Here is an 18611-nt window from a genome sequence, read left to right on the forward strand (position 1 = left end):
CATTTCACCTGAGCGTGAAGCACTGCGGGAGCTGATTCAGCTGCGCGAACACTTCGTCCAGCAACGAGATGACAACAAGCGCCGACTACAGCAGGCTCAGCTTCCGGCGGTTATCGAGGTGATCAAAGATCATATTCGCTACCTGCAAATCCAAATCAAGCAGTTTGGCAAAGCCATTAATCAAAGCATGCGTAAGCTGGATGCGGAGAAAGCCGACCGACTCACATCAGTTAAAGGGATCGGCACTGTGGCGACTGCTAGTTTGTTGGTTTACCTGCCTGAGCTCGGTGAGCTTGATCGCAGAGAGATCGCGGCCCTGGCGGGAATCGCCCCCTACAACGACGACAGTGGCAATCACAGCGGCAAACGTCAGATTTACGGAGGAAGAGCGCGGGTCAGACGTGCGCTTTATATGTCGTGCTGGGTTGTCATCCGCTATCACGCCGACTTCAAGGCCCGGTACGAAGCACTTCGAGGGCGAGGCAAGAGCGCGAAAGTCGCGCTCATCGCCTGCATGCGAATATTGCTAATCAGACTGAATGCCATGCTTCGAGACGGCACTGAATGGCGGTGACGGGTGGCAGAGGTAAGACAGTTGCTCCCACAAGAGGATCTGCGGCAAAGCCAAACGCCGTGGACACGACCCATCGCTGTGGGAGCGAGTTTGTTCGCGATGACGCTATCAGGGACGCAGCAGGGCTGAAGGCGTAAGCGGCTGCCCTCGCCATTCGAAGGCCACCGGCGCCAGCACCTGATCGATCTGGGCTTCGTCCCACAGCGTGGCGAAACTCTTGCCGACACCAGGGTGCACCCGATCCGGCGCAATCAACGACAGGGGCCAGAGGACAAAGGCATTCTTGAGGATTTCCGCCCGCGGTAGCACCAAGCCATCGAAGTTGCCGACCTGTTCGCCATAGAGCAACACGTCGATATCCAGCGGCAGCCCCTTGCGGTCGGGAGCATAACGGCCGTTGTCAGCCTCGATGAACTTGAGGCGGCGATCCAGCTCCATCAGCGGCAAATCGGTGAAGGCCGATACGACGAAGTTGAAGAATGGCCCACTCTTGATACCCACCGGCTGGCTCTCGAACACGGCCGAACAATGAATATCCACCAGAAAACCCGCCAGGGCTTCGAGACCGGCGCGCAAATGGGTCTCGCGCTCGATATTGCTGCCGAGCCCGAGAAAAACCTGAGTCAGCGACATCCGCGCTCGATCTCCACGCCAACACCGCTGGCCGCCGGGACGGCGCCAGGCTTGGTCACTTTCAGCCTCAGCCAGGTGATCTTGAATTCGTCCATGAGCGCCTGGGCCAGTCGTTCGGCAAAGGTTTCAACCAGTTGGAACTGGGCTTGCTCGGCAAACGCCTGGATACGCGACGATACGCTGGCGTAGTCGAGCGCCAGGGTCAGGTCATCGCCTGCGGCGGCCGGACGGTTATCCCAGGCAAAACTCAGGTCGAGTCGCAGACACTGTCGGATGCCTCGCTCCCAGTCGTAGGCACCGATTACCGTGTCGACTTCCAGGCCCTCGATAAACACTCTGTCCAAGCACTCTTCTCCGCAGCACGACAAGGGCGCAATGCGCCGTTAGAATCAGGGCGTCCTCGCCCGGAATAGTTAGCATGTTTTGGTTACTGGCGATTCTCGCCTACCTGCTCGGCTCGCTGTCCTTCGCCATTTTGCTCAGCCGCCTCACCGGTCGCCCGGATCCGCGAATGAGTGGCTCAGGCAATGCCGGCGCCACCAACATGCTGCGCCTGGCCGGACGCAAACTCGCCATCCTGACCCTGCTTGGCGACCTCTGCAAAGGCCTTGTACCCGTACTGATTGCCAGCCTTGCAGGGCTCTCGTTGCAACAACAGGCCTGGATCGGCGTGTGCGCCGTGATCGGCCACCTGTTCCCGCTGTATTTTCGCTTTCGCGGCGGCAAGGGTGTCGCCACCGCCGCCGGCATGCTGCTGGGCCTGTACCCGCCCGCGGCCCTGCTGGCGGTGTGCGCCTGGCTGCTGACGTTCTACCTGACCCGCACCAGCTCCCTGGCAGCATTGATCGCCACACCGCTGACCCTGCCGCTGCTGGCCTGGCAGGAACCGGCCGCGTTGCTGCCAATGACAGCGTTGGTGGCACTGATTGTCTGGCGCCACCGGGGCAATCTACGCGACCTGTTCGCCGGGCGCGAACGACATTTCTAGGCGGTGCAGGAAAAAACCCACGGGATCTTCCACACCCTCGCCCCCGACGCCCTACAACGGCGACAACTGCTCCATCGGCCAACGCGCCTGCACGCTGATCGCCAGGCTTTCCTGCTGGCCGACCTGCAGGCGTTGGCAGCCGGCAAAGGCGATCATCGCGCCGTTATCGGTGCAGAACTCCGGCCGGGCGTAGTAAACGTCGCCCTTCATGTCGCCAAGCATTTTCTCCAGCGATGCGCGCAAGGCCTTGTTCGCACTCACCCCGCCGGCAATCACCAACCGCTTGAGCCCGGCCTGCTTCAGGGCGCGCTTGCACTTGATGGTCAAAGTCTCTACCACGGCCTGCTGGAACGCCAGCGAGATGTCGCAACGGGCTTGTTCGCCGTCGTCACCAGCGCTGACGCATTGCTGCCAGGTGTTCAGGGCGAAGGTTTTCAGGCCACTGAAACTGAAATCGAGGCCGGGCCGGTCGCACATCGGGCGCGGGAATACGAAACGTCCGTCGACACCTTGGGCCGCCAGGCGGGAGATTTCCGGGCCACCAGGGTAATTGAGGCCCATCATTTTCGCGGTTTTGTCGAAGGCTTCGCCGGCGGCGTCGTCAAGGGTCTCGCCGAGCAGCTCGTAGTGGCCGATGCCATCGACCCGGATCAGTTGCGTATGACCGCCCGATACCAACAAAGCGACGAACGGAAACTCCGGCGGCTGCGCCTCCAGCATCGGAGCCAGCAAATGGCCTTCCATGTGGTGCACGCCCAGGGCCGGAATACCCCAGGCAAAGGCCAGCGCCTGGGCACAGGACGCGCCCACCAGCAGCGCCCCCACCAGCCCCGGGCCGGCGGTGTAGGCAATGGCGTCGATCTCGGTCGGCACGCAGTCGGCTGCGGCCAGGACCTGGCGGATCAAGGGCAGCATGCGCTTGACGTGGTCGCGCGAAGCAAGCTCGGGCACCACCCCGCCGTAGGCACGGTGCAGGTCGATCTGACTGAACAATGCATCGGCCAGCAGGCCGCGCTCACTGTCGTAGAGGGCGACACCGGTTTCGTCGCAGGAAGTTTCCAGTCCCAGTACTAGCATGGGTTTGCGCCTTGTAGCGGCTGAATTCGAAGGCGCGCATAATAGTCGCCGCGTTGTGCCCCGACCAGCGGTTTTCGATCAGAGGCTTTGCATTCCGAGCGTTGAGGGGTTAACATCCGCAACCCTTAAAAACCGACGTCTTCAAGTGCTCTTTTGCCGCGAGGATGTTGACCCCGGTAATGAATGAAGGTAGCTCTGGATGCCAGCCGTCAAAGTAAAAGAGAACGAACCCTTCGACGTAGCTCTGCGTCGTTTCAAGCGCTCCTGCGAAAAAGCCGGTGTTCTGGCTGAAGTTCGTAGCCGCGAATTCTACGAGAAGCCGACTTCTGAGCGTAAGCGCAAGGCAGCAGCCGCTGTTAAGCGTCACGCCAAGAAAGTTCAGCGCGAACAGCGCCGCGCCGTACGTCTGTACTAATACACAGACGTTCGTAGCAAGCTTCTGCCAAGCCCGGCCCTCAAGCCGGGCTTATGGCATTTGCGGAAAACGCTTGATGCTTCACCGTCAAAGCCGCAGACGCGACCGCGACAATCTGCTTCACTGCGTCAGACCTGGCTCTTTTGCCAGCGGTGCACGTCTCTTCTGACGAGCCTTCCAAGGCTACTGACGAGCACACCCTGATTCCTCTAACGACGATCAGCCCAAGGCACCTGCTTGCGTGCCCGCTTCATGAGCTATCCGAGGCCTGACCGGCCGTTACCGGACTCAGCACACTTATTCAAACCGTCAGATACTGATTGTCATTAACGTCAGTGGATTTTCGGCAGATACACTTCCCAACAGCGATGATGCAGACAACCCGGTCGAGCCACCGATTTACCGTGTCTCAAACCAAGCCCCGGTTACGCCTGTTGATTCCGGGCTCCTATTTCGCGCAGTGATGATGAGAACGCCATGGCCGGGCTGATTCCCCAGAGCTTTATTGACGACCTCCTGAACCGCACCGACATCGTCGATGTGGTCAGCTCTCGCGTGCAGATGAAGAAAGCGGGCAAGAACTACACGGCCTGCTGCCCGTTCCACAAGGAAAAAACCCCGTCCTTCAGCGTCAGCCCCGACAAGCAGTTCTACTACTGCTTCGGCTGCGGCGCGGGCGGCAATGCCCTCGGCTTCCTGATGGACCACGACAACCTGGAGTTTCCCCAGGCCGTCGAGGAACTGGCCAAGGCCGCCGGCATGGAAATCCCTCGCGAGGAAAGCGGCCGGCAGCACAAGCCCCGCCAACCGACCGATTCGCCGCTGTATCCCCTGCTGACAGCGGCGGCCGAGTTCTATCGCCAGGCACTCAAGAGCCATCCCGCGCGCAAGGCGGCGGTGGACTATCTCAAGGGACGCGGCCTGACCGGCGAAATCGCCCGGGACTTCGGGCTCGGTTTTGCCCCGCCGGGCTGGGACAACCTGTACAAGCACTTGAGCAGCGACACGTTGCAACAACGCGCCATGATCGACGCCGGCCTGTTGATCGAAAACGCCGAGACCGGCAAGCGCTATGACCGCTTCCGCGACCGGGTGATGTTTCCGATCCGCGATACCCGCGGGCGGATCATCGCCTTTGGCGGCCGGGTCCTGGGGGACGACAAGCCCAAGTACCTGAACTCCCCGGAAACCCCGGTTTTCCATAAAGGCCAGGAACTCTACGGCCTGTACGAGGCTCGCAAGAACAACCGCAACCTCGACGAAATCATCGTCGTCGAAGGCTACATGGACGTGATCGCGCTGGCCCAGCAAGGCCTGCGTAACGCCGTCGCGACCCTGGGTACGGCCACCAGCGAAGAACACATGAAGCGCCTGTTCCGCGTCGTACCCAACGTGCTGTTTTGCTTCGATGGCGACCAGGCCGGTCGCAACGCCGCCTGGCGCGCGCTGGAGGCTACCCTGCCCTGCCTGCAGGACGGACGGCGTGCCCGCTTCCTGTTCCTGCCCGAAGGCGAGGACCCGGACACCCTGGTGCGTTCCGAAGGTACGGATGCCTTCCGCGCGCGGATCAACCAGCACGCACAGCCGCTGGCCGATTATTTTTTCCAGCAACTGACAGAAGAAGCCGATCCGCGCTCCCTCGAAGGCAAGGCCCACATGGCCACCCTCGCGGCGCCACTGATCGACAAGGTGCCAGGGGCCAACCTGCGCATCCTGATGCGCCAGCGCCTGACCGAGATCACCGGCCTCAACAGCGAGGCGGTCAATCAACTGGTCCACAGCGCACCCCAGGAGGCCCCGCCGGCCTACGACCCGGGCATCGACTACGACGCGATGCCGGACTTCGCCGACTATCATCAACCCCAGCAGGATTACGCTCCCCAGCAGGAGTGGACACCGAAGAAGCCCGGCAGCGGCGGCAAGAAATGGGACAAGAAACCCTGGGACAAGAACGGCAAGCGCGGCGATCGCGACCAGCCACGTGCCCCGCGGGTCCCGGCCGCCGTCGAACCACCAACACTGGCCGCGTTGCGCACCTTGCTGCATCACCCGCAACTGGCCGAGAAAGTCGAGGACGCCGGGCATTTCGCCGCCGAGGACCACAGCAATACGCAATTGCTGGTCGCCCTCCTCGAGGCCGTGCAGAAGAACCCCAGGCTAAACTCTTTCCAGTTGATCGCGAGGTGGCACGGCACCGAGCAGGGGCGCCTGTTGAAGGCCCTGGCCGAGAAGGAGTGGCTGATTGACGGAGACAACCTTGAACAACAGTTTTTCGACACCATTACTAGCTTGTCCGCCCGCCAACGCGAGCGAAACCTGGAACAACTTCTGCGAAAAGCTCGCCAGAGCGAGCTGACCAGCGAAGAGAAAAACCAATTGCGCGACCTACTCAGCCGCAATGTTTGCGCATCAAACCCGACCTCAACTGGCGCGTGAGGTCACAGCTCAGGTATAATCCTCGGCTTGTTTTTTGCCCGCCAAGACCTTCAGTGGATAGGGTGTTATGTCCGGAAAAGCGCAACAGCAGTCTCGTATCAAAGAGTTGATCCTATTGGGTCGTGAGCAGGGCTACCTGACTTACGCGGAGGTCAACGACCACCTGCCGGAGGATATTTCAGATCCGGAACAGGTGGAAGACATCATCCGCATGATCAACGACATGGGGATCAACGTATTCGAGGTTGCGCCAGATAAGGATGCCCTTATGCTGGCCGACGCCGATACCGACGAGGCGGCCGCTGAAGAAGCAGCCGCAGCGCTGGCGGCGGTCGAGACCGACATTGGTCGCACCACCGACCCGGTGCGCATGTACATGCGCGAAATGGGTACGGTAGAACTCCTCACACGTGAAGGCGAGATCGAAATCGCCAAGCGTATTGAAGAAGGCATCCGTGAAGTGATGGGCGCAATCGCGCACTTCCCTGGCACGGTTGACCATATTCTTTCCGAGTACAACCGCGTCACCACCGAAGGTGGCCGCCTGTCCGACGTCCTGAGCGGCTACATCGACCCGGACGACGGCATCGCGCCGCCTGCCGCCGAAGTGCCGCCACCGATCGACGCGAAAGCCGCCAAGGCTGACGACGACAACGATGACGAAGACGCCGAAGCCGGTGAAGACGAAGAAGAAGCCGAAAGCGGTCCGGATCCGATCATCGCTGCACAGCGTTTCGGCGCTGTGGCCGACCAGATGGAAATCACCCGCAAGGCGCTGAAGAAGCACGGTCGCAACAACAAGGCGGCGATTGCCGAACTGTTGGCCCTGGCCGAGCTGTTCATGCCGATCAAGCTGGTACCGAAGCAATTCGAAGGCCTGGTCGAGCGTGTTCGCAGCGCCCTGGATCGCCTGCGTCAGCAAGAGCGCGCGATCATGCAACTGTGCGTGCGTGATGCCCGCATGCCGCGTGCCGACTTCCTGCGTCAGTTCCCCGGCAACGAAGTCGACGAAAGCTGGACCGACGCACTGGCCAAAGGCAAAAGCAAGTACGCCGAAGCCATCGCCCGCCTGCAACCGGATATCGTGCGCTGCCAGCAGAAACTGAGCGCGCTGGAAACCGAGACCGGCCTGAGCATTGCGGAAATCAAGGACATCAACCGTCGCATGTCCATCGGTGAGGCCAAGGCCCGCCGTGCGAAGAAAGAGATGGTTGAAGCGAACTTGCGTCTGGTGATCTCCATCGCCAAGAAGTACACCAACCGCGGCCTGCAATTCCTCGACCTGATCCAGGAAGGCAACATCGGCCTGATGAAAGCGGTGGACAAGTTCGAATACCGTCGTGGCTACAAGTTCTCGACCTATGCCACGTGGTGGATCCGTCAGGCGATCACTCGCTCGATCGCCGACCAGGCCCGCACCATCCGTATCCCGGTGCACATGATCGAGACGATCAACAAGCTCAACCGTATTTCCCGGCAGATGCTGCAGGAAATGGGTCGCGAACCGACGCCGGAAGAGCTGGGCGAACGCATGGAAATGCCTGAGGACAAGATCCGCAAGGTACTGAAGATCGCCAAAGAGCCGATCTCCATGGAAACCCCGATCGGTGATGACGAAGACTCCCATCTGGGTGACTTCATCGAAGACTCCACCATGCAGTCGCCGATCGATGTCGCCACCGTAGAGAGCCTCAAGGAAGCGACCCGCGAAGTACTCTCGGGCCTCACCGCACGTGAAGCCAAGGTACTGCGCATGCGCTTCGGCATCGACATGAATACCGACCACACCCTTGAGGAAGTCGGTAAGCAGTTCGATGTGACCCGTGAGCGGATCCGTCAGATCGAAGCCAAGGCGTTGCGCAAACTGCGCCACCCGACGCGAAGCGAACATCTGCGTTCCTTCCTCGACGAGTGACCCCCAAAACCCCCGGCCCTGCCGGGGGTTTTGCCATGTGTCGATAAAAACCCTCCGTTACGCCCTCCCCGCCCTGTTGGCCGTCTACACTCGAAACATCCTCCCCGAACCATTGACGAGACAGTGATGCCCAGACTGACGGCCGCGCTTTTGTTGTCATTGATGACATGGACCGCAACAGCTGGCGCGTTCACGCTCACCGACGAGGAGCAACGCTGGCTCAAGGACCATCCCGACCTGCGCCTGGGCATCGATGCCTCCTGGCCGCCGTTTGAGTTTCGCGACGACCAGGGCCGTTACCAGGGCCTGGCGGCCGACTACGTCGACATCCTCCGCGAGCGGCTGGCCATCAAGATCGTCCCGATCGAGCCGGCCACCTGGACGGAGGTGCTGGAGCAGGTCGTACAGGGCAAGATCGACCTTCTGCCGGGCATCATGTCCACTCCCGAACGCCAGAATTACCTGGCCTTCACCCGTCCCTACCTCGACTTCCCCATTGTCATCCTGGCCCACCGCGGCGGCGCCCAACCCCATAAACTGGAAGACCTGTACGGGTTGAAAATCGCCGTGGTCGAGAACTACGCCCCCCACGAACTGTTGCGCAATCATCACCCCGACCTGAACCTGGTGGCGCTGCCCAACGTCAGCTCAGCCCTGCAAGCCCTGGCGACCGACGAGGTGGACGCCGTAGTCGGCGACCTGGCTTCCAGCGTCTGGAGCCTGCGCCAACTCAAGCTCGAAGGCCTTTATGTCAGCGGGGAAACGCCCTACCGCTACCAATTGGCGATGGCCGTCCCACGGGACAGCAAGATCCTGGTGGGCATCCTGGACAAGGTCCTGGCTGACATGAGCCCGGCCCAGATCAGCGAGATCCAGGCGAAATGGGTCGGCAATGTGCATGATTACCGCCAGTTCTGGTCTGACCTGGTGGTCTACGGCCTGCCGGCTCTGCTGCTCTTGGTTGGCATCCTGGCGGTGGTGATTCGCATCAACCGTCGTCTCAGCTCGGAGATCGCCCGGCGCGTCGAGCTGGAGCAGGAGTTGCGCAGCAGCGAATATCATTACCGCGGACTGGTGGAAAGCCTGTCGGCCATTGCCTGGGAGGCCCGGGTCAGCGACTTCACCTACAGCTACGTGTCCCCCCACGCCGAAGAACTGCTGGGCTACCCCCTCGCCCACTGGCTGATCCCGGGGTTCTGGCGCAATATCATTCACCCGGCCGACCTGACCCGGGCCGAGACCTATTGCAACCAGGAAGTGCTCGCCGGCCGCGACCATTGCATCGATTACCGCGTACTCACCGCCGACGGCCGCTGCCTGTGGGTGCGCGACATCGTCAGCCTGATCGAACATGCCCATGAACCCGTGATGCGCGGGCTGATGATCGACATCAGCGAGGCCAAGCGCACCGAGGAAGCCTTGCGCCTGTCCGAACAGAAATTCGCCTCGGTGTTCCGCCAGTGCCCAGACATTCTGGTGATTGCACGCCTGCTCGACGGCTGCCTGCTGGAGGTCAACAGCGCTTTCGAGGAGCAGATCGGCCTGAGCGCCGCCGAGGTGGTGGGTCGGACCGCGACCGACCTCGACATCTGGGGCATCCAGGGGGTGGGGCCGAGTCTGTTGCAGCGCCTGCAGGCCGGAAGCATCCGCAATCTGGAGATGCCCTTTCGCCGCAGCAACGGCCAGGCGTTCACCGGGCTGATTTCCGCCGAGCCGTTTGACCTCGACACCACGCCGGCCCTGGTCGTGGTAGTGCGTGACATCAGCCAGTTGAAGGAAACCCAGCAACAGTTGCAGACCTCCGAAGAGAAGTTTGCCAAGGCGTTCCACGCGTCACCGGATGGCTTGCTGCTGTCCCGGCAAAGCGACGGCCTGCTGATCGAGGTCAACGAAGGCTTCAGCCGTATCACCGGCTTCAACAGTGCCTTATCGGTGGACCGCTCGACCCTGGACCTCGGCATCTGGGTCAATCTCAACGAACGCAAACAGATGCTCGACCTGTTGCAGCGTGACGGTTTCGTGCGGGATTTCAGTTGCCATATCCGGCGCAATGACGGGCAGATCCGGCTCTGCGAAGTCTCCAGCCGACCGCTGCCCATCGGCGACGACGACTGCATGCTGACCATCGCCCGGGACATCACCGAACGCCACTTGATGCAGGAAAAGCTGCAACAGGCGGCCACCGTGTTCGAAAGCACCGCCGAAGGCGTGTTGATCACCGATACGCAACAACACATCAGCGCCGTGAACCGCGCCTTTACCGAAATCACCGGCTACAGCGAGACCGAAGCCTTGGGCCATACACCGCGCCTGCTGGCGTCCGGCCTGCATGACAGCGCGTTCTACGCCGCGATGTGGCACCAGTTGACGGCGGAGGGGCACTGGCAGGGGGAGATCTCCAACCGGCGCAAGAACGGCGAGCTGTACCCCAGCTGGCTGACCATCAGCGCGGTGCGCAACCGGGAACAACAGATCACCCATTTCGTGGCGGTGTTTGCCGACATATCCAGCCTCAAGCATGCCCAGGCCCGGCTTGATTACCAGGCTCACCACGACCCGCTTACCGGCCTGCCGAATCGCACCCTGTTCGAAAGCCGCCTGCTGACAGCCTTGACCAGCCAGCAGGAGCAAGGTGGCCAGGGCGCGGTGCTGTTTCTCGACCTGGACCGTTTCAAGCACATCAACGACAGCCTCGGGCACCCGGTCGGCGACCTGCTGCTCAAGGGCATCGCCGTGCGCTTGCGCGAGCAACTGCGTGATATCGACACCGTGGCTCGCCTGGGCGGCGACGAGTTCATCATCCTGCTGCCCGGCTTGCAGCAACCCAGCGATGCCGAGCACATCGCCCAAAAGCTGTTGAACTGTTTTACCGCGCCATTCCAGGCCGGCGAACACGAGTTCTTCATCAGCGCCAGCATCGGCACCAGTCTTTATCCACAGGACGGTTGCGACGTTGCCACGCTGGTCAAGAACGCCGACGCGGCGATGTACCGCTCCAAGGCCAAGGGCCGCAACCGGGTGGAAAGCTACACCCGCGACCTCACTGCCCAGGCCAGCGAGCGCGTGGCCCTGGAGCACGAGCTGCGCCGGGCGATCGAGCGCAATGAACTGTCGCTGTCCTTCCAGCCGAAAATCAGCCTCGCCGACAACCGACTGGTGGGGGCCGAGGCGCTGATTCGCTGGTACCACCCGACGTTTGGCGACGTGCCGCCGGAGCACTTCATTCCCCTGGCCGAAGAAAACGGCATGATCCTGCAGATCGGCGATTGGGTACTGGAGCGCGCGTGTCGGCAACTGTGCGAATGGAACAGCACCTACGAAAGCCTCGGCCCGTTGTCGGTCAACCTGGCCGGCGCCCAACTGCGTCAACCCAACCTGCTGGGGCGCATCGAACAATTGTTGCGGGAGAACCAGCTCGAACCGGGCCTGTTGCAACTGGAAATTACCGAAAACTTCATCATGAGCCAGGCCGAAGAAGCCCTGATGGTGCTGCACCAACTGAAAAAACTCGGCGTACAACTGGCCATCGACGACTTCGGCACCGGTTATTCCTCCCTGAGCTACCTCAAGCGTCTGCCGCTGGACATCCTCAAGATCGACCAGTCCTTCGTCCGCGGCCTGCCCGACGACCCCCACGACGCCGCCATCGTCCGGGCCATCATCGCCCTGGGCCGCAGCATGCAATTCACCATCATCGCCGAGGGCGTCGAGACCCTGGCCCAACAGCAGTTCCTCACCGAAGAAGGTTGCGAACAAATCCAGGGTTACATCGTCAGCCTGCCACTGTGCGCCGCCGAGTTCGCCGCCACGTTTCTGCGTGTGACCGTATCGGATTATTCGGATAGCACAGCCGAGAAACCGTCGCTATAATCCGCGGCCTACTGAGGGCCTATAGCTCAGTTGGTTAGAGCAGAGGACTCATAATCCTTTGGTCCACGGTTCGAGTCCGTGTGGGCCCACCAAATTGAAAGCCGCGCATTGCGCGGCTTTTGCGTTTTTGAGAGGGTGGTTGCCTCGTTCCTCCCTCCCCTCCCAGAGACGCCCATCATCGCCAGCCCCAGCCTCCCCCGACTGTTTCTCGATCTGTTCTGGCAACTGGGCATCCTGGTGGTGCCGGCCTTTTTCGTCACGGTGATGCCGCCGGCGTTGGCCTTGCTGACGGTGCTGTTGCTCGGCCTGTCGATGGGTCTGGCGGTGCGCCTGGGCTCTCCTTCAATCGCCCGGGGCCTGGCCCGATTGACGATTGGCGCGGTGTTTGGCCTGGGCTTCAGCCTGGGCAGGGCGCTGCCAGAGTGGTGGGGCATCCTGGCGGCGATCGTCGCGATCATCGGCGGGCTCGCCGGTGTCAGCACCTGGGAACGGCGCCTTGGCCTGGTGGTGGAACCGGTCAAGGGCCCGAGTGCCTGGGGTGGCGGCGAGCCACAGTTGACGCCCGAGGGCGAGCCGATCCGGACGTTCAATCACAGTGAAATCGCGATGGGGGGCCCGACCTATTGCGACTACCTATTCCCCGACGGTGTGCTGTTGCTAGGTCTCGGGTCTTCGGCGGTGTTCTCGGCGGATGGACATTACTTTGCGGCAACCGTACCGTCCCGGCAGGCTTGGGGGTTGGTCGTGCTTGACCGCCAGCAGCGGCGGGTCTATCGCTGCGACAACAGCGAGTTCTGGGAATTGGACGCGCTGGACCTCAACGGGCTGACGGGTCGCCACAGCCCGCTGGTGGACGATAGCGCCCGCCAGGCCCCGCTCGATCAATTGCTGCAAACCGCCCGCGTCGCCGAACTGGTAGCCGTCGCCGACCTCTGGCTGGAACCTGGCAGTTACCCGGACGCTATCGCGCACACGATCGAGCGCCGCTCTGCCGACGGGCAACACTGCCTGACGGGCAGGCTTTCACTGCCTCCGGCGTTTCGCGACCTGCCCCAACCCTTGGCGCCGCTGGTATCACCGCGCTATGCCATCAGCGTCAATGAGCAGCCCTCCGGCCTGTTGATGGGCGCCGATACGGCCATTGTCTGGAGCTCCGATCAGCGCGCCCTGGTGTGCCAGGCCCGGGAGCAGGGCGACAATTCCGAGGGCGACCGGTACTGGTTGTGGCACGCCGACCAGGGCTGGCGCGCCCTTCCCTCGCCCTGGGTGAAGCATGACGTTGAGCCATCCTTTTACTGGAACGACGTGCTCGGTCTCGACGCCCATCATGTGCGCATAGGTGCGTACCTGGATTACCCACGCCCGTCCCTTGGCCGGCATGGCTACCGCCTCGACAGCATCCACGGCGATACCGAAACCCAGGCAGGTCACGATGCCCAGGGTCGCGTGCAGGTGGCCGAGTTTCAGTTGACCCGGATGAGCATCGCGCTGCCGTTGGACAGTGAGGGCCGACGCGGTGACGCGTTCATCGAGACACAGCCGTTGCTGGGTGGCCTCTGCGCCCACCTGACCTGGCTGACCGACAATCACGCCGGCATGGGCGCTTATCGTTGCCAGATCGGTGACTGGCAACTGCCTGGGCGCTGGCTGCTGGATCATCGGGTGTCGGACTGCGGACGGTATCTGGCGCTGTTGCCTTTTGCCGAAACGATGACGTTGGCCACCCACGCGGTGGTGGTCGATGTGCAGGCACGTAGCCTGTTGCAAGGACCGCCCCTGTGGGTGGCCCGCGTGCTTGATTTCCGTAATGGCCTGCTGAGCCTGGCGACGATTGCCGGCCGCCTGGGCCAGCACCTTGAAGGCAATGCACTGCAACGCTTCGACATCCCTGCGCCACCGGTCGGCAGCGATCCGTCGTTCTTTCATCCTGACGAGCGATCCCGGCTGTTCTACAACGCCGTAGAGCTGCGCGTGACCGGCTCTCAGCTACACAGCGTCGCGCCCTGGCGCCGAGTGGATCGCCCCCAGGTGGCCAACGCCGACGGCGATTTTATCCAGCCCGCACCGGGAGACCAGGACGCCGCCTGGCTGTTCGGCAGTGAAACGGAGTACGGCGACAGCTGGATCCGCGCCAGCTCGCCACGGCTCGGCGGCCACCTGCTGACAGCCTCTGGCTGCGCGCTGAACGAGCTGGCGCCTTCAATGATCTGGTCACCGAAAGGCCGCTATCTCGCCCTGACCCGCATGGCGACAGATGTAACCGAGCTTTGTGGCCGCTATCGAGGCTGGCAGTTGCTGCTGCTCGATGTCCAGGAACACACGCTGCGGGTACACCCGCAATGGCTGGGCAACCGTCCGCTGTTCGAACGCTTCGGCAACGATCATGTGCAAGTCCGGTGTTTCGAACGGGATTGGGCAGCCGAGGACGATGATGACCCGGGCTCCGTGCAGTCCTTGCCGCTGACCGCGCTGCTGCAATTGCCGATTGAACCGCTGGTCTGCCAGGACGGTATCTGGCTCAGGGCCACGCAAACACACTTGGCGCCTGCCTGGCGCGCGCTGACATTACCGGCCATCGGCTATTTCCAGCCAGAGAACCTGTAACATGTTCGCCCACAACGCCCACGCCGGAGCCCGCCTTGGCTGACACCCGCCCTCCCGTCCTCGACGAAATCGACCGCCAACTGATCGCGGCCCTGCAAATCAATGCCCGGGAAAGCGTCGCCATGCTCGCCCGGCAACTGGGCATCGCCCGGACGACCGTGACCTCACGACTGGCGCGCCTGGAAAAGACCAAGGTCATCACCGGATACGGCGTGCGCCTCGGCCAGCGGCTGATTGATGGCGGCTTGCAGGCCTACGTCGGCATCAAGGTCCAGCCGCGCTCCGGCAAGGACGTGCTGCGGCGCCTGAGCGCCATGGCCCAGGTCCAGCAGTTGTGTGCCGTCAGTGGCGAGTTCGATTACGTGGCCTGGCTGCGCACCGACTCGCCAGAACAGCTGGACCAGTTGCTGGACCAGATCGGCAGCGTGGACGGCGTGGAAAAGACCACCACCTCGATCATCCTCAGCAGCAAGATCGACCGGGGCCAGCCGCTCTAGAACCCGCAGTTGTGAGCGCGCAGATGCTCGCGATTGCACCAGGCCGGGCGATACCTGTGTGGCTCAAAGGCGCCTTTCGCGAGCAGGCTCGCTCCCACAGCAGCGCTACGCCTGATGGGAAAAGTTTTCGATCCGGACCTGCCCCTCCGGAAAGGTCGCGATAATCTCCAGTTCCCCACCCATGGCGCGTACGTAGTTGCGTAGCGTACTGATGTACATATCAGTGCGACGCTCCATCTTGGAAACCGCCGCCTGGTTGATGCACAACGCTTTAGCCAGGGCGTCCTGACTTAACGCCTGCGCCTGACGCAACTCATGCAAGGGCATTTCAGCACGCAGTTTTTGATAGAGAGCCTGCGCACGCACCTGGGATTGCGGCGAACGGCGTGATACCAAATCGGCAAACTTTTTAGCCATTGTCAAAACCCTCTGTTTTCAAAGCTTCCAAGTGCTCGTTGTAAAGACGCTCAGCTAAGGGCACGTATTCCTGATACCAGCGATCCTGACCGGTTTTATCTCCGCCGATCAGCAGAATCGCGCAGCGGCGCGGATCAAATGCGTAGAGCACCCGGTAAGGCCTGCCTGCATGCTGCACTCGTAACTCACGCAGGTTGCCATGCCGCGCCCCTCTGATATCGCTGGTGTGAGGAAAGCCCAAATGCGGCCCGACATCCCCAAGCAACATCACCGAAACCTGCACGGAGTCTTGCTCCGACTCGCTGAGCTGGCGCCACCACAACTCGAATTCGTCGGTGTATTCAACGTCCCATTTCATTCAATATGCCACCCAAGTTATATAACCTCAAGGGAATAACCTTAGGCGTTCCTATGACTGCGCGAGGACCCCGAATGCACAGCATTTGTTAAAACGGGTTTCGACGACAAAGCGTTGCCGGCCTCACGCTTCTACAGGGTCAGGTTTCGTCATTACGATGGTTTGTCACGACTAATCGACTGACCACACATAAAAATGACGACATATTGTGTCTTATTAACGTATCTCCCACTCCCTAGAATGGCTGGCATCTTTCCTATACTCAGACGCGAGCATCGCGTCGAGTCGCCCATCAAGGTCCGCCATGAACAAGCACAATCGCCATCCAGCAGACGGTAAGAAACCCATCACTATCTTCGGGCCGGACTTCCCATTCGCCTTTGACGACTGGATCGAGCACCCGGCGGGGCTGGGGAGCATTCCTGCCGAGAACCTGGGTGCGGAGGTGGCGATTGTCGGGGCCGGGATCGCCGGGCTGGTGGCGGCGTACGAATTGATGAAGCTGGGCCTCAAGCCCGTGGTCTACGAAGCGTCGAAAATGGGTGGGCGGCTGCGCTCCCAACCATTCAATGGCGCCGAAGGGGTGATCGCCGAGTTGGGCGGCATGCGTTTCCCGGTGTCTTCCACGGCGTTCTACCACTACGTCGACAAGCTGGGCCTGGAAACCAAACCGTTTCCCAACCCGTTGACCCCAGCCTCGGGCAGCACGGTCATCGACCTCGAGGGCCAGACCTACTACGCCGAGAAAATGGCCGACCTGCCGGCCTTGTTTCAGGAAGTGGCGGACGCCTGGGCCGACGCCCTGGAGGATCGCTCGCGCTTCGGCGAGATCCAGCAGGCGATCCGCGACCGCGACGTGCCGCGCCTCAAGGCACTGTGGAACACCCTCGTCCCCCTGTGGGATGACCGCACGTTCTACGACTTCGTGGCCACTTCCAAGGCCTTCGCCAAACTCTCTTTCCAACACCGCGAGGTGTTCGGCCAGGTCGGTTTCGGCACGGGTGGCTGGGATTCGGACTTCCCCAACTCGATGCTGGAAATTTTCCGCGTGGTGATGACCAACTGCGACGATCACCAGCACCTGGTCGTCGGTGGCGTCGAGCAAGTGCCCTACGGCATCTGGAAGCACGTACCGGAACGCTGCGCGCACTGGCCCCAGGGCACCAGCCTGAGTTCGTTGCACCTGGGCGCTCCGCGCAGCGGCGTGAAGCGCATCGCCCGGGCCGCCAACGATCGCTTCAGCGTGACGGACGTCTGGGGCGACACCCGCGAATATGCCGCCGTACTGGTCACCTGCCAGAGCTGGCTGCTGACCACCCAGATCGAATGCGAAGAGGCACTGTTCTCACAGAAGATGTGGATGGCCCTGGACCGCACCCGCTACATGCAATCGTCGAAGACGTTCGTGATGGTCGACCGGCCGTTCTGGAAGGACAAGGACCCGGAAACCGGCCGCGACCTGATGAGCATGACCCTGACCGATCGCCTGACCCGTGGCACGTACCTGTTCGACAACGGCGACGACAAGCCGGGGGTGATCTGCCTGTCCTACTCCTGGATGAGCGATGCGTTGAAGATGCTCCCGCACCCGGTGGAGAAACGGGTGAAGCTGGCCCTCGACGCGCTGAAAAAAATCTACCCCAAGGTGGACATCGCCGCACGGATCATCGGCGATCCGATCACCGTGTCCTGGGAAGCCGACCCGCATTTCCTCGGTGCCTTCAAGGGCGCCCTGCCCGGCCACTACCGCTATAACCAGCGCATGTACGCGCATTTCATGCAGGACGACATGCCGGCTGAACAACGCGGGATCTTTATCGCCGGCGATGACGTCTCATGGACACCCGCCTGGGTTGAAGGCGCGGTACAGACCTCGCTCAATGCCGTGTGGGGAATCATGAAGCACTTCGGCGGAAAGACCCACGCCGAGAACCCGGGTCCAGGCGATGTGTTCCATGAGATCGGTCCGATCGCCCTGCCTGAATAAAAGGAGTTGTCGATGCGCGTAGCCCTCTATCAATGCCCACCGTTGCCACTGGATCCGGCCGCTAACCTGCAACGCCTGCACCAGATCGCGCTGGAAGCCAGGGGCGCCGATGTGCTGGTGCTGCCGGAGATGTTCCTGACCGGCTACAACATCGGCGTCGACGCGGTGAACGTATTGGCCGAGGTCTATAACGGCGAATGGGCGCAACAGGTCGGCCGCATTGCCAAGGCGGCCGGGCTGGCGATTGTCTATGGCTACCCCGAACGCAGCGAAGACGGGCAGATCTACAACGCGGTGCAATTGATCGACGCCCAGGGCGAGCGCCTGGCCAACTACCGCAAAAGCCATTTGTTCGGCGATCTCGATCACGCGATGTTCAGCGCCGGGGACAACGCGCTGCCGATCGTGGAGCTCAATGGCTGGAAGCTCGGCCTGTTGATCTGCTACGACCTGGAGTTCCCGGAGAACGCCCGGCGCCTGGCCCTGGCCGGTGCCGAACTGATCCTGGTGCCGACCGCCAACATGCAGCCTTATGACTTCATCGCCGATGTCACCGTGCGTGCCCGGGCCATCGAGAACCAGTGTTTCGTGGCCTACGCCAACTACTGCGGCCACGAGGGTGAACTGCAGTACTGCGGCCAAAGCAGCATTGCCGCGCCGGATGGCAGCCGGGCCGCGTTGGCGGGGTTGGACGAGGCCCTGATCGTGGGGGAACTGGATCGGCAAGTGATGGACGACGCTCGCACAGCCTACAGCTACTTGCACGATCGCCGCCCAGAGCTTTACGGCGACTTGCACAAGCACTGACCCGGTCTAATCCGCTAGCATGAGCGCATCTCT

15 protein-coding genes and 1 tRNA gene are annotated in these 18611 nt (G+C 61.9%); 11 read left to right on the forward strand and 5 right to left on the reverse strand.

What is annotated here, in order from left to right; translation table 11 throughout:
• The coding region (locus AD664_RS26070; protein WP_157061613.1) for a transposase at positions 1–574 on the forward strand (574 nt) is incomplete at its 5' end.
• 108 nt (positions 575–682) lie between these two features.
• Here AD664_RS26070 and folK read toward each other — a convergent pair.
• Positions 683–1207 carry a 2-amino-4-hydroxy-6-hydroxymethyldihydropteridine diphosphokinase gene (folK, locus tag AD664_RS26075; protein ID WP_053151375.1) on the reverse strand — a complete coding sequence of 175 codons (525 nt, stop codon included), beginning with the start codon at positions 1205–1207 and terminating at the stop codon, positions 683–685.
• Positions 1198–1551, reverse strand: a complete 354-nt coding sequence (gene folB, locus AD664_RS26080) for a dihydroneopterin aldolase (protein WP_018607238.1) — start codon at positions 1549–1551, stop codon at positions 1198–1200. Before folB ends, folK begins: the two co-directional genes overlap by 10 nt.
• Positions 1552–1625: 74 nt before the next feature.
• On the opposite strand from folB, the gene plsY reads away from it, so the two are divergent.
• Positions 1626–2195, forward strand: a complete 570-nt coding sequence (plsY, locus tag AD664_RS26085) for a glycerol-3-phosphate 1-O-acyltransferase PlsY (RefSeq protein WP_003206189.1) — start codon at positions 1626–1628, stop codon at positions 2193–2195.
• Between the two features lie 51 nt (positions 2196–2246).
• Here plsY and tsaD read toward each other — a convergent pair whose 3' ends face one another.
• A complete protein-coding gene (tsaD, locus tag AD664_RS26090) occupies positions 2247–3272 on the reverse strand; it encodes a tRNA (adenosine(37)-N6)-threonylcarbamoyltransferase complex transferase subunit TsaD (RefSeq protein ID WP_053151378.1) in 1026 nt (341 codons plus the stop codon).
• 199 nt (positions 3273–3471) lie between these two features.
• On the opposite strand from tsaD, the gene rpsU reads away from it, so the two are divergent.
• From rpsU to AD664_RS26125, 7 genes are all read left to right on the forward strand, one after another.
• Positions 3472–3687 (forward strand): 30S ribosomal protein S21, encoded by a 216-nt coding sequence (rpsU, locus tag AD664_RS26095; RefSeq protein ID WP_002551877.1) that lies wholly within the window; start codon positions 3472–3474, stop codon positions 3685–3687.
• 477 nt (positions 3688–4164) lie between these two features.
• Positions 4165–6123, forward strand: coding sequence for a DNA primase (dnaG, locus tag AD664_RS26100; RefSeq protein ID WP_042729753.1), 1959 nt, complete (start codon positions 4165–4167; stop codon positions 6121–6123).
• A gap of 67 nt (positions 6124–6190) precedes the next feature.
• Positions 6191–8038 carry an RNA polymerase sigma factor RpoD gene (gene rpoD / locus AD664_RS26105; protein ID WP_053151380.1) on the forward strand — a complete coding sequence of 616 codons (1848 nt, stop codon included), beginning with the start codon at positions 6191–6193 and terminating at the stop codon, positions 8036–8038.
• Positions 8039–8164: 126 nt separating this feature from the next.
• Entirely contained in the window at positions 8165–11908 is a 3744-nt protein-coding gene (locus AD664_RS26110) for a bifunctional diguanylate cyclase/phosphodiesterase (RefSeq protein ID WP_053151383.1), read from the forward strand.
• A gap of 15 nt (positions 11909–11923) precedes the next feature.
• Positions 11924–12000 (forward strand) — tRNA-Ile (locus AD664_RS26115).
• Positions 12001–12043: 43 nt separating this feature from the next.
• Entirely contained in the window at positions 12044–14512 is a 2469-nt protein-coding gene (locus AD664_RS26120; RefSeq protein WP_053151579.1) for a hypothetical protein, read from the forward strand.
• 35 nt (positions 14513–14547) lie between these two features.
• Positions 14548–15009, forward strand: coding sequence for an Lrp/AsnC family transcriptional regulator (locus tag AD664_RS26125; protein ID WP_042729756.1), 462 nt, complete (start codon positions 14548–14550; stop codon positions 15007–15009).
• A gap of 105 nt (positions 15010–15114) precedes the next feature.
• Here the strand turns inward: AD664_RS26125 and AD664_RS26130 are convergent, their stop codons facing one another.
• Both AD664_RS26130 and AD664_RS26135 read right to left on the reverse strand, forming a co-directional pair.
• Positions 15115–15426: an XRE family transcriptional regulator gene (locus tag AD664_RS26130; RefSeq protein WP_053151384.1), complete on the reverse strand. Its 312-nt coding sequence runs from the start codon at positions 15424–15426 to the stop codon at positions 15115–15117.
• On the reverse strand, positions 15419–15784 hold the full coding sequence (locus AD664_RS26135) for a type II toxin-antitoxin system RelE/ParE family toxin (RefSeq protein WP_053151386.1): 366 nt from the start codon (positions 15782–15784) through the stop codon (positions 15419–15421). Before AD664_RS26135 ends, AD664_RS26130 begins: the two co-directional genes overlap by 8 nt.
• A gap of 304 nt (positions 15785–16088) precedes the next feature.
• Here AD664_RS26135 and AD664_RS26140 point away from each other — a divergent pair, with 304 nt between their 5' ends.
• Positions 16089–17771 (forward strand): NAD(P)/FAD-dependent oxidoreductase, encoded by a 1683-nt coding sequence (locus tag AD664_RS26140; RefSeq protein ID WP_053151389.1) that lies wholly within the window; start codon positions 16089–16091, stop codon positions 17769–17771.
• Between the two features lie 12 nt (positions 17772–17783).
• Positions 17784–18578, forward strand: a complete 795-nt coding sequence (locus tag AD664_RS26145; protein ID WP_053151392.1) for a carbon-nitrogen hydrolase family protein — start codon at positions 17784–17786, stop codon at positions 18576–18578.
• Positions 18579–18611: the final 33 nt, after the last annotated feature.

Source organism: Pseudomonas sp. P97.38, assembly GCF_001269745.1.
GTDB lineage: Bacteria > Pseudomonadota > Gammaproteobacteria > Pseudomonadales > Pseudomonadaceae > Aquipseudomonas > Aquipseudomonas chlororaphis_E.

Excerpts from the sequence above, each read along its gene's own strand:
- folK (WP_053151375.1), bottom strand. The coding sequence starts at position 1,207 with ATGTCGCTGACTCAGGTTTTTCTCGGGCTCGGCAGCAATATCGAGCGC.
- AD664_RS26110 (WP_053151383.1), top strand. The coding sequence starts at position 8,165 with ATGCCCAGACTGACGGCCGCGCTTTTGTTGTCATTGATGACATGGACC.
- AD664_RS26135 (WP_053151386.1), bottom strand. The coding sequence starts at position 15,784 with ATGAAATGGGACGTTGAATACACCGACGAATTCGAGTTGTGGTGGCGC.
- dnaG (WP_042729753.1), top strand. The coding sequence starts at position 4,165 with ATGGCCGGGCTGATTCCCCAGAGCTTTATTGACGACCTCCTGAACCGC.
- AD664_RS26145 (WP_053151392.1), top strand. The coding sequence starts at position 17,784 with ATGCGCGTAGCCCTCTATCAATGCCCACCGTTGCCACTGGATCCGGCC.
- rpsU (WP_002551877.1), top strand. The coding sequence starts at position 3,472 with ATGCCAGCCGTCAAAGTAAAAGAGAACGAACCCTTCGACGTAGCTCTG.
- AD664_RS26130 (WP_053151384.1), bottom strand. The coding sequence starts at position 15,426 with ATGGCTAAAAAGTTTGCCGATTTGGTATCACGCCGTTCGCCGCAATCC.
- AD664_RS26140 (WP_053151389.1), top strand. The coding sequence starts at position 16,089 with ATGAACAAGCACAATCGCCATCCAGCAGACGGTAAGAAACCCATCACT.
- rpoD (WP_053151380.1), top strand. The coding sequence starts at position 6,191 with ATGTCCGGAAAAGCGCAACAGCAGTCTCGTATCAAAGAGTTGATCCTA.
- plsY (WP_003206189.1), top strand. The coding sequence starts at position 1,626 with ATGTTTTGGTTACTGGCGATTCTCGCCTACCTGCTCGGCTCGCTGTCC.
- tsaD (WP_053151378.1), bottom strand. The coding sequence starts at position 3,272 with ATGCTAGTACTGGGACTGGAAACTTCCTGCGACGAAACCGGTGTCGCC.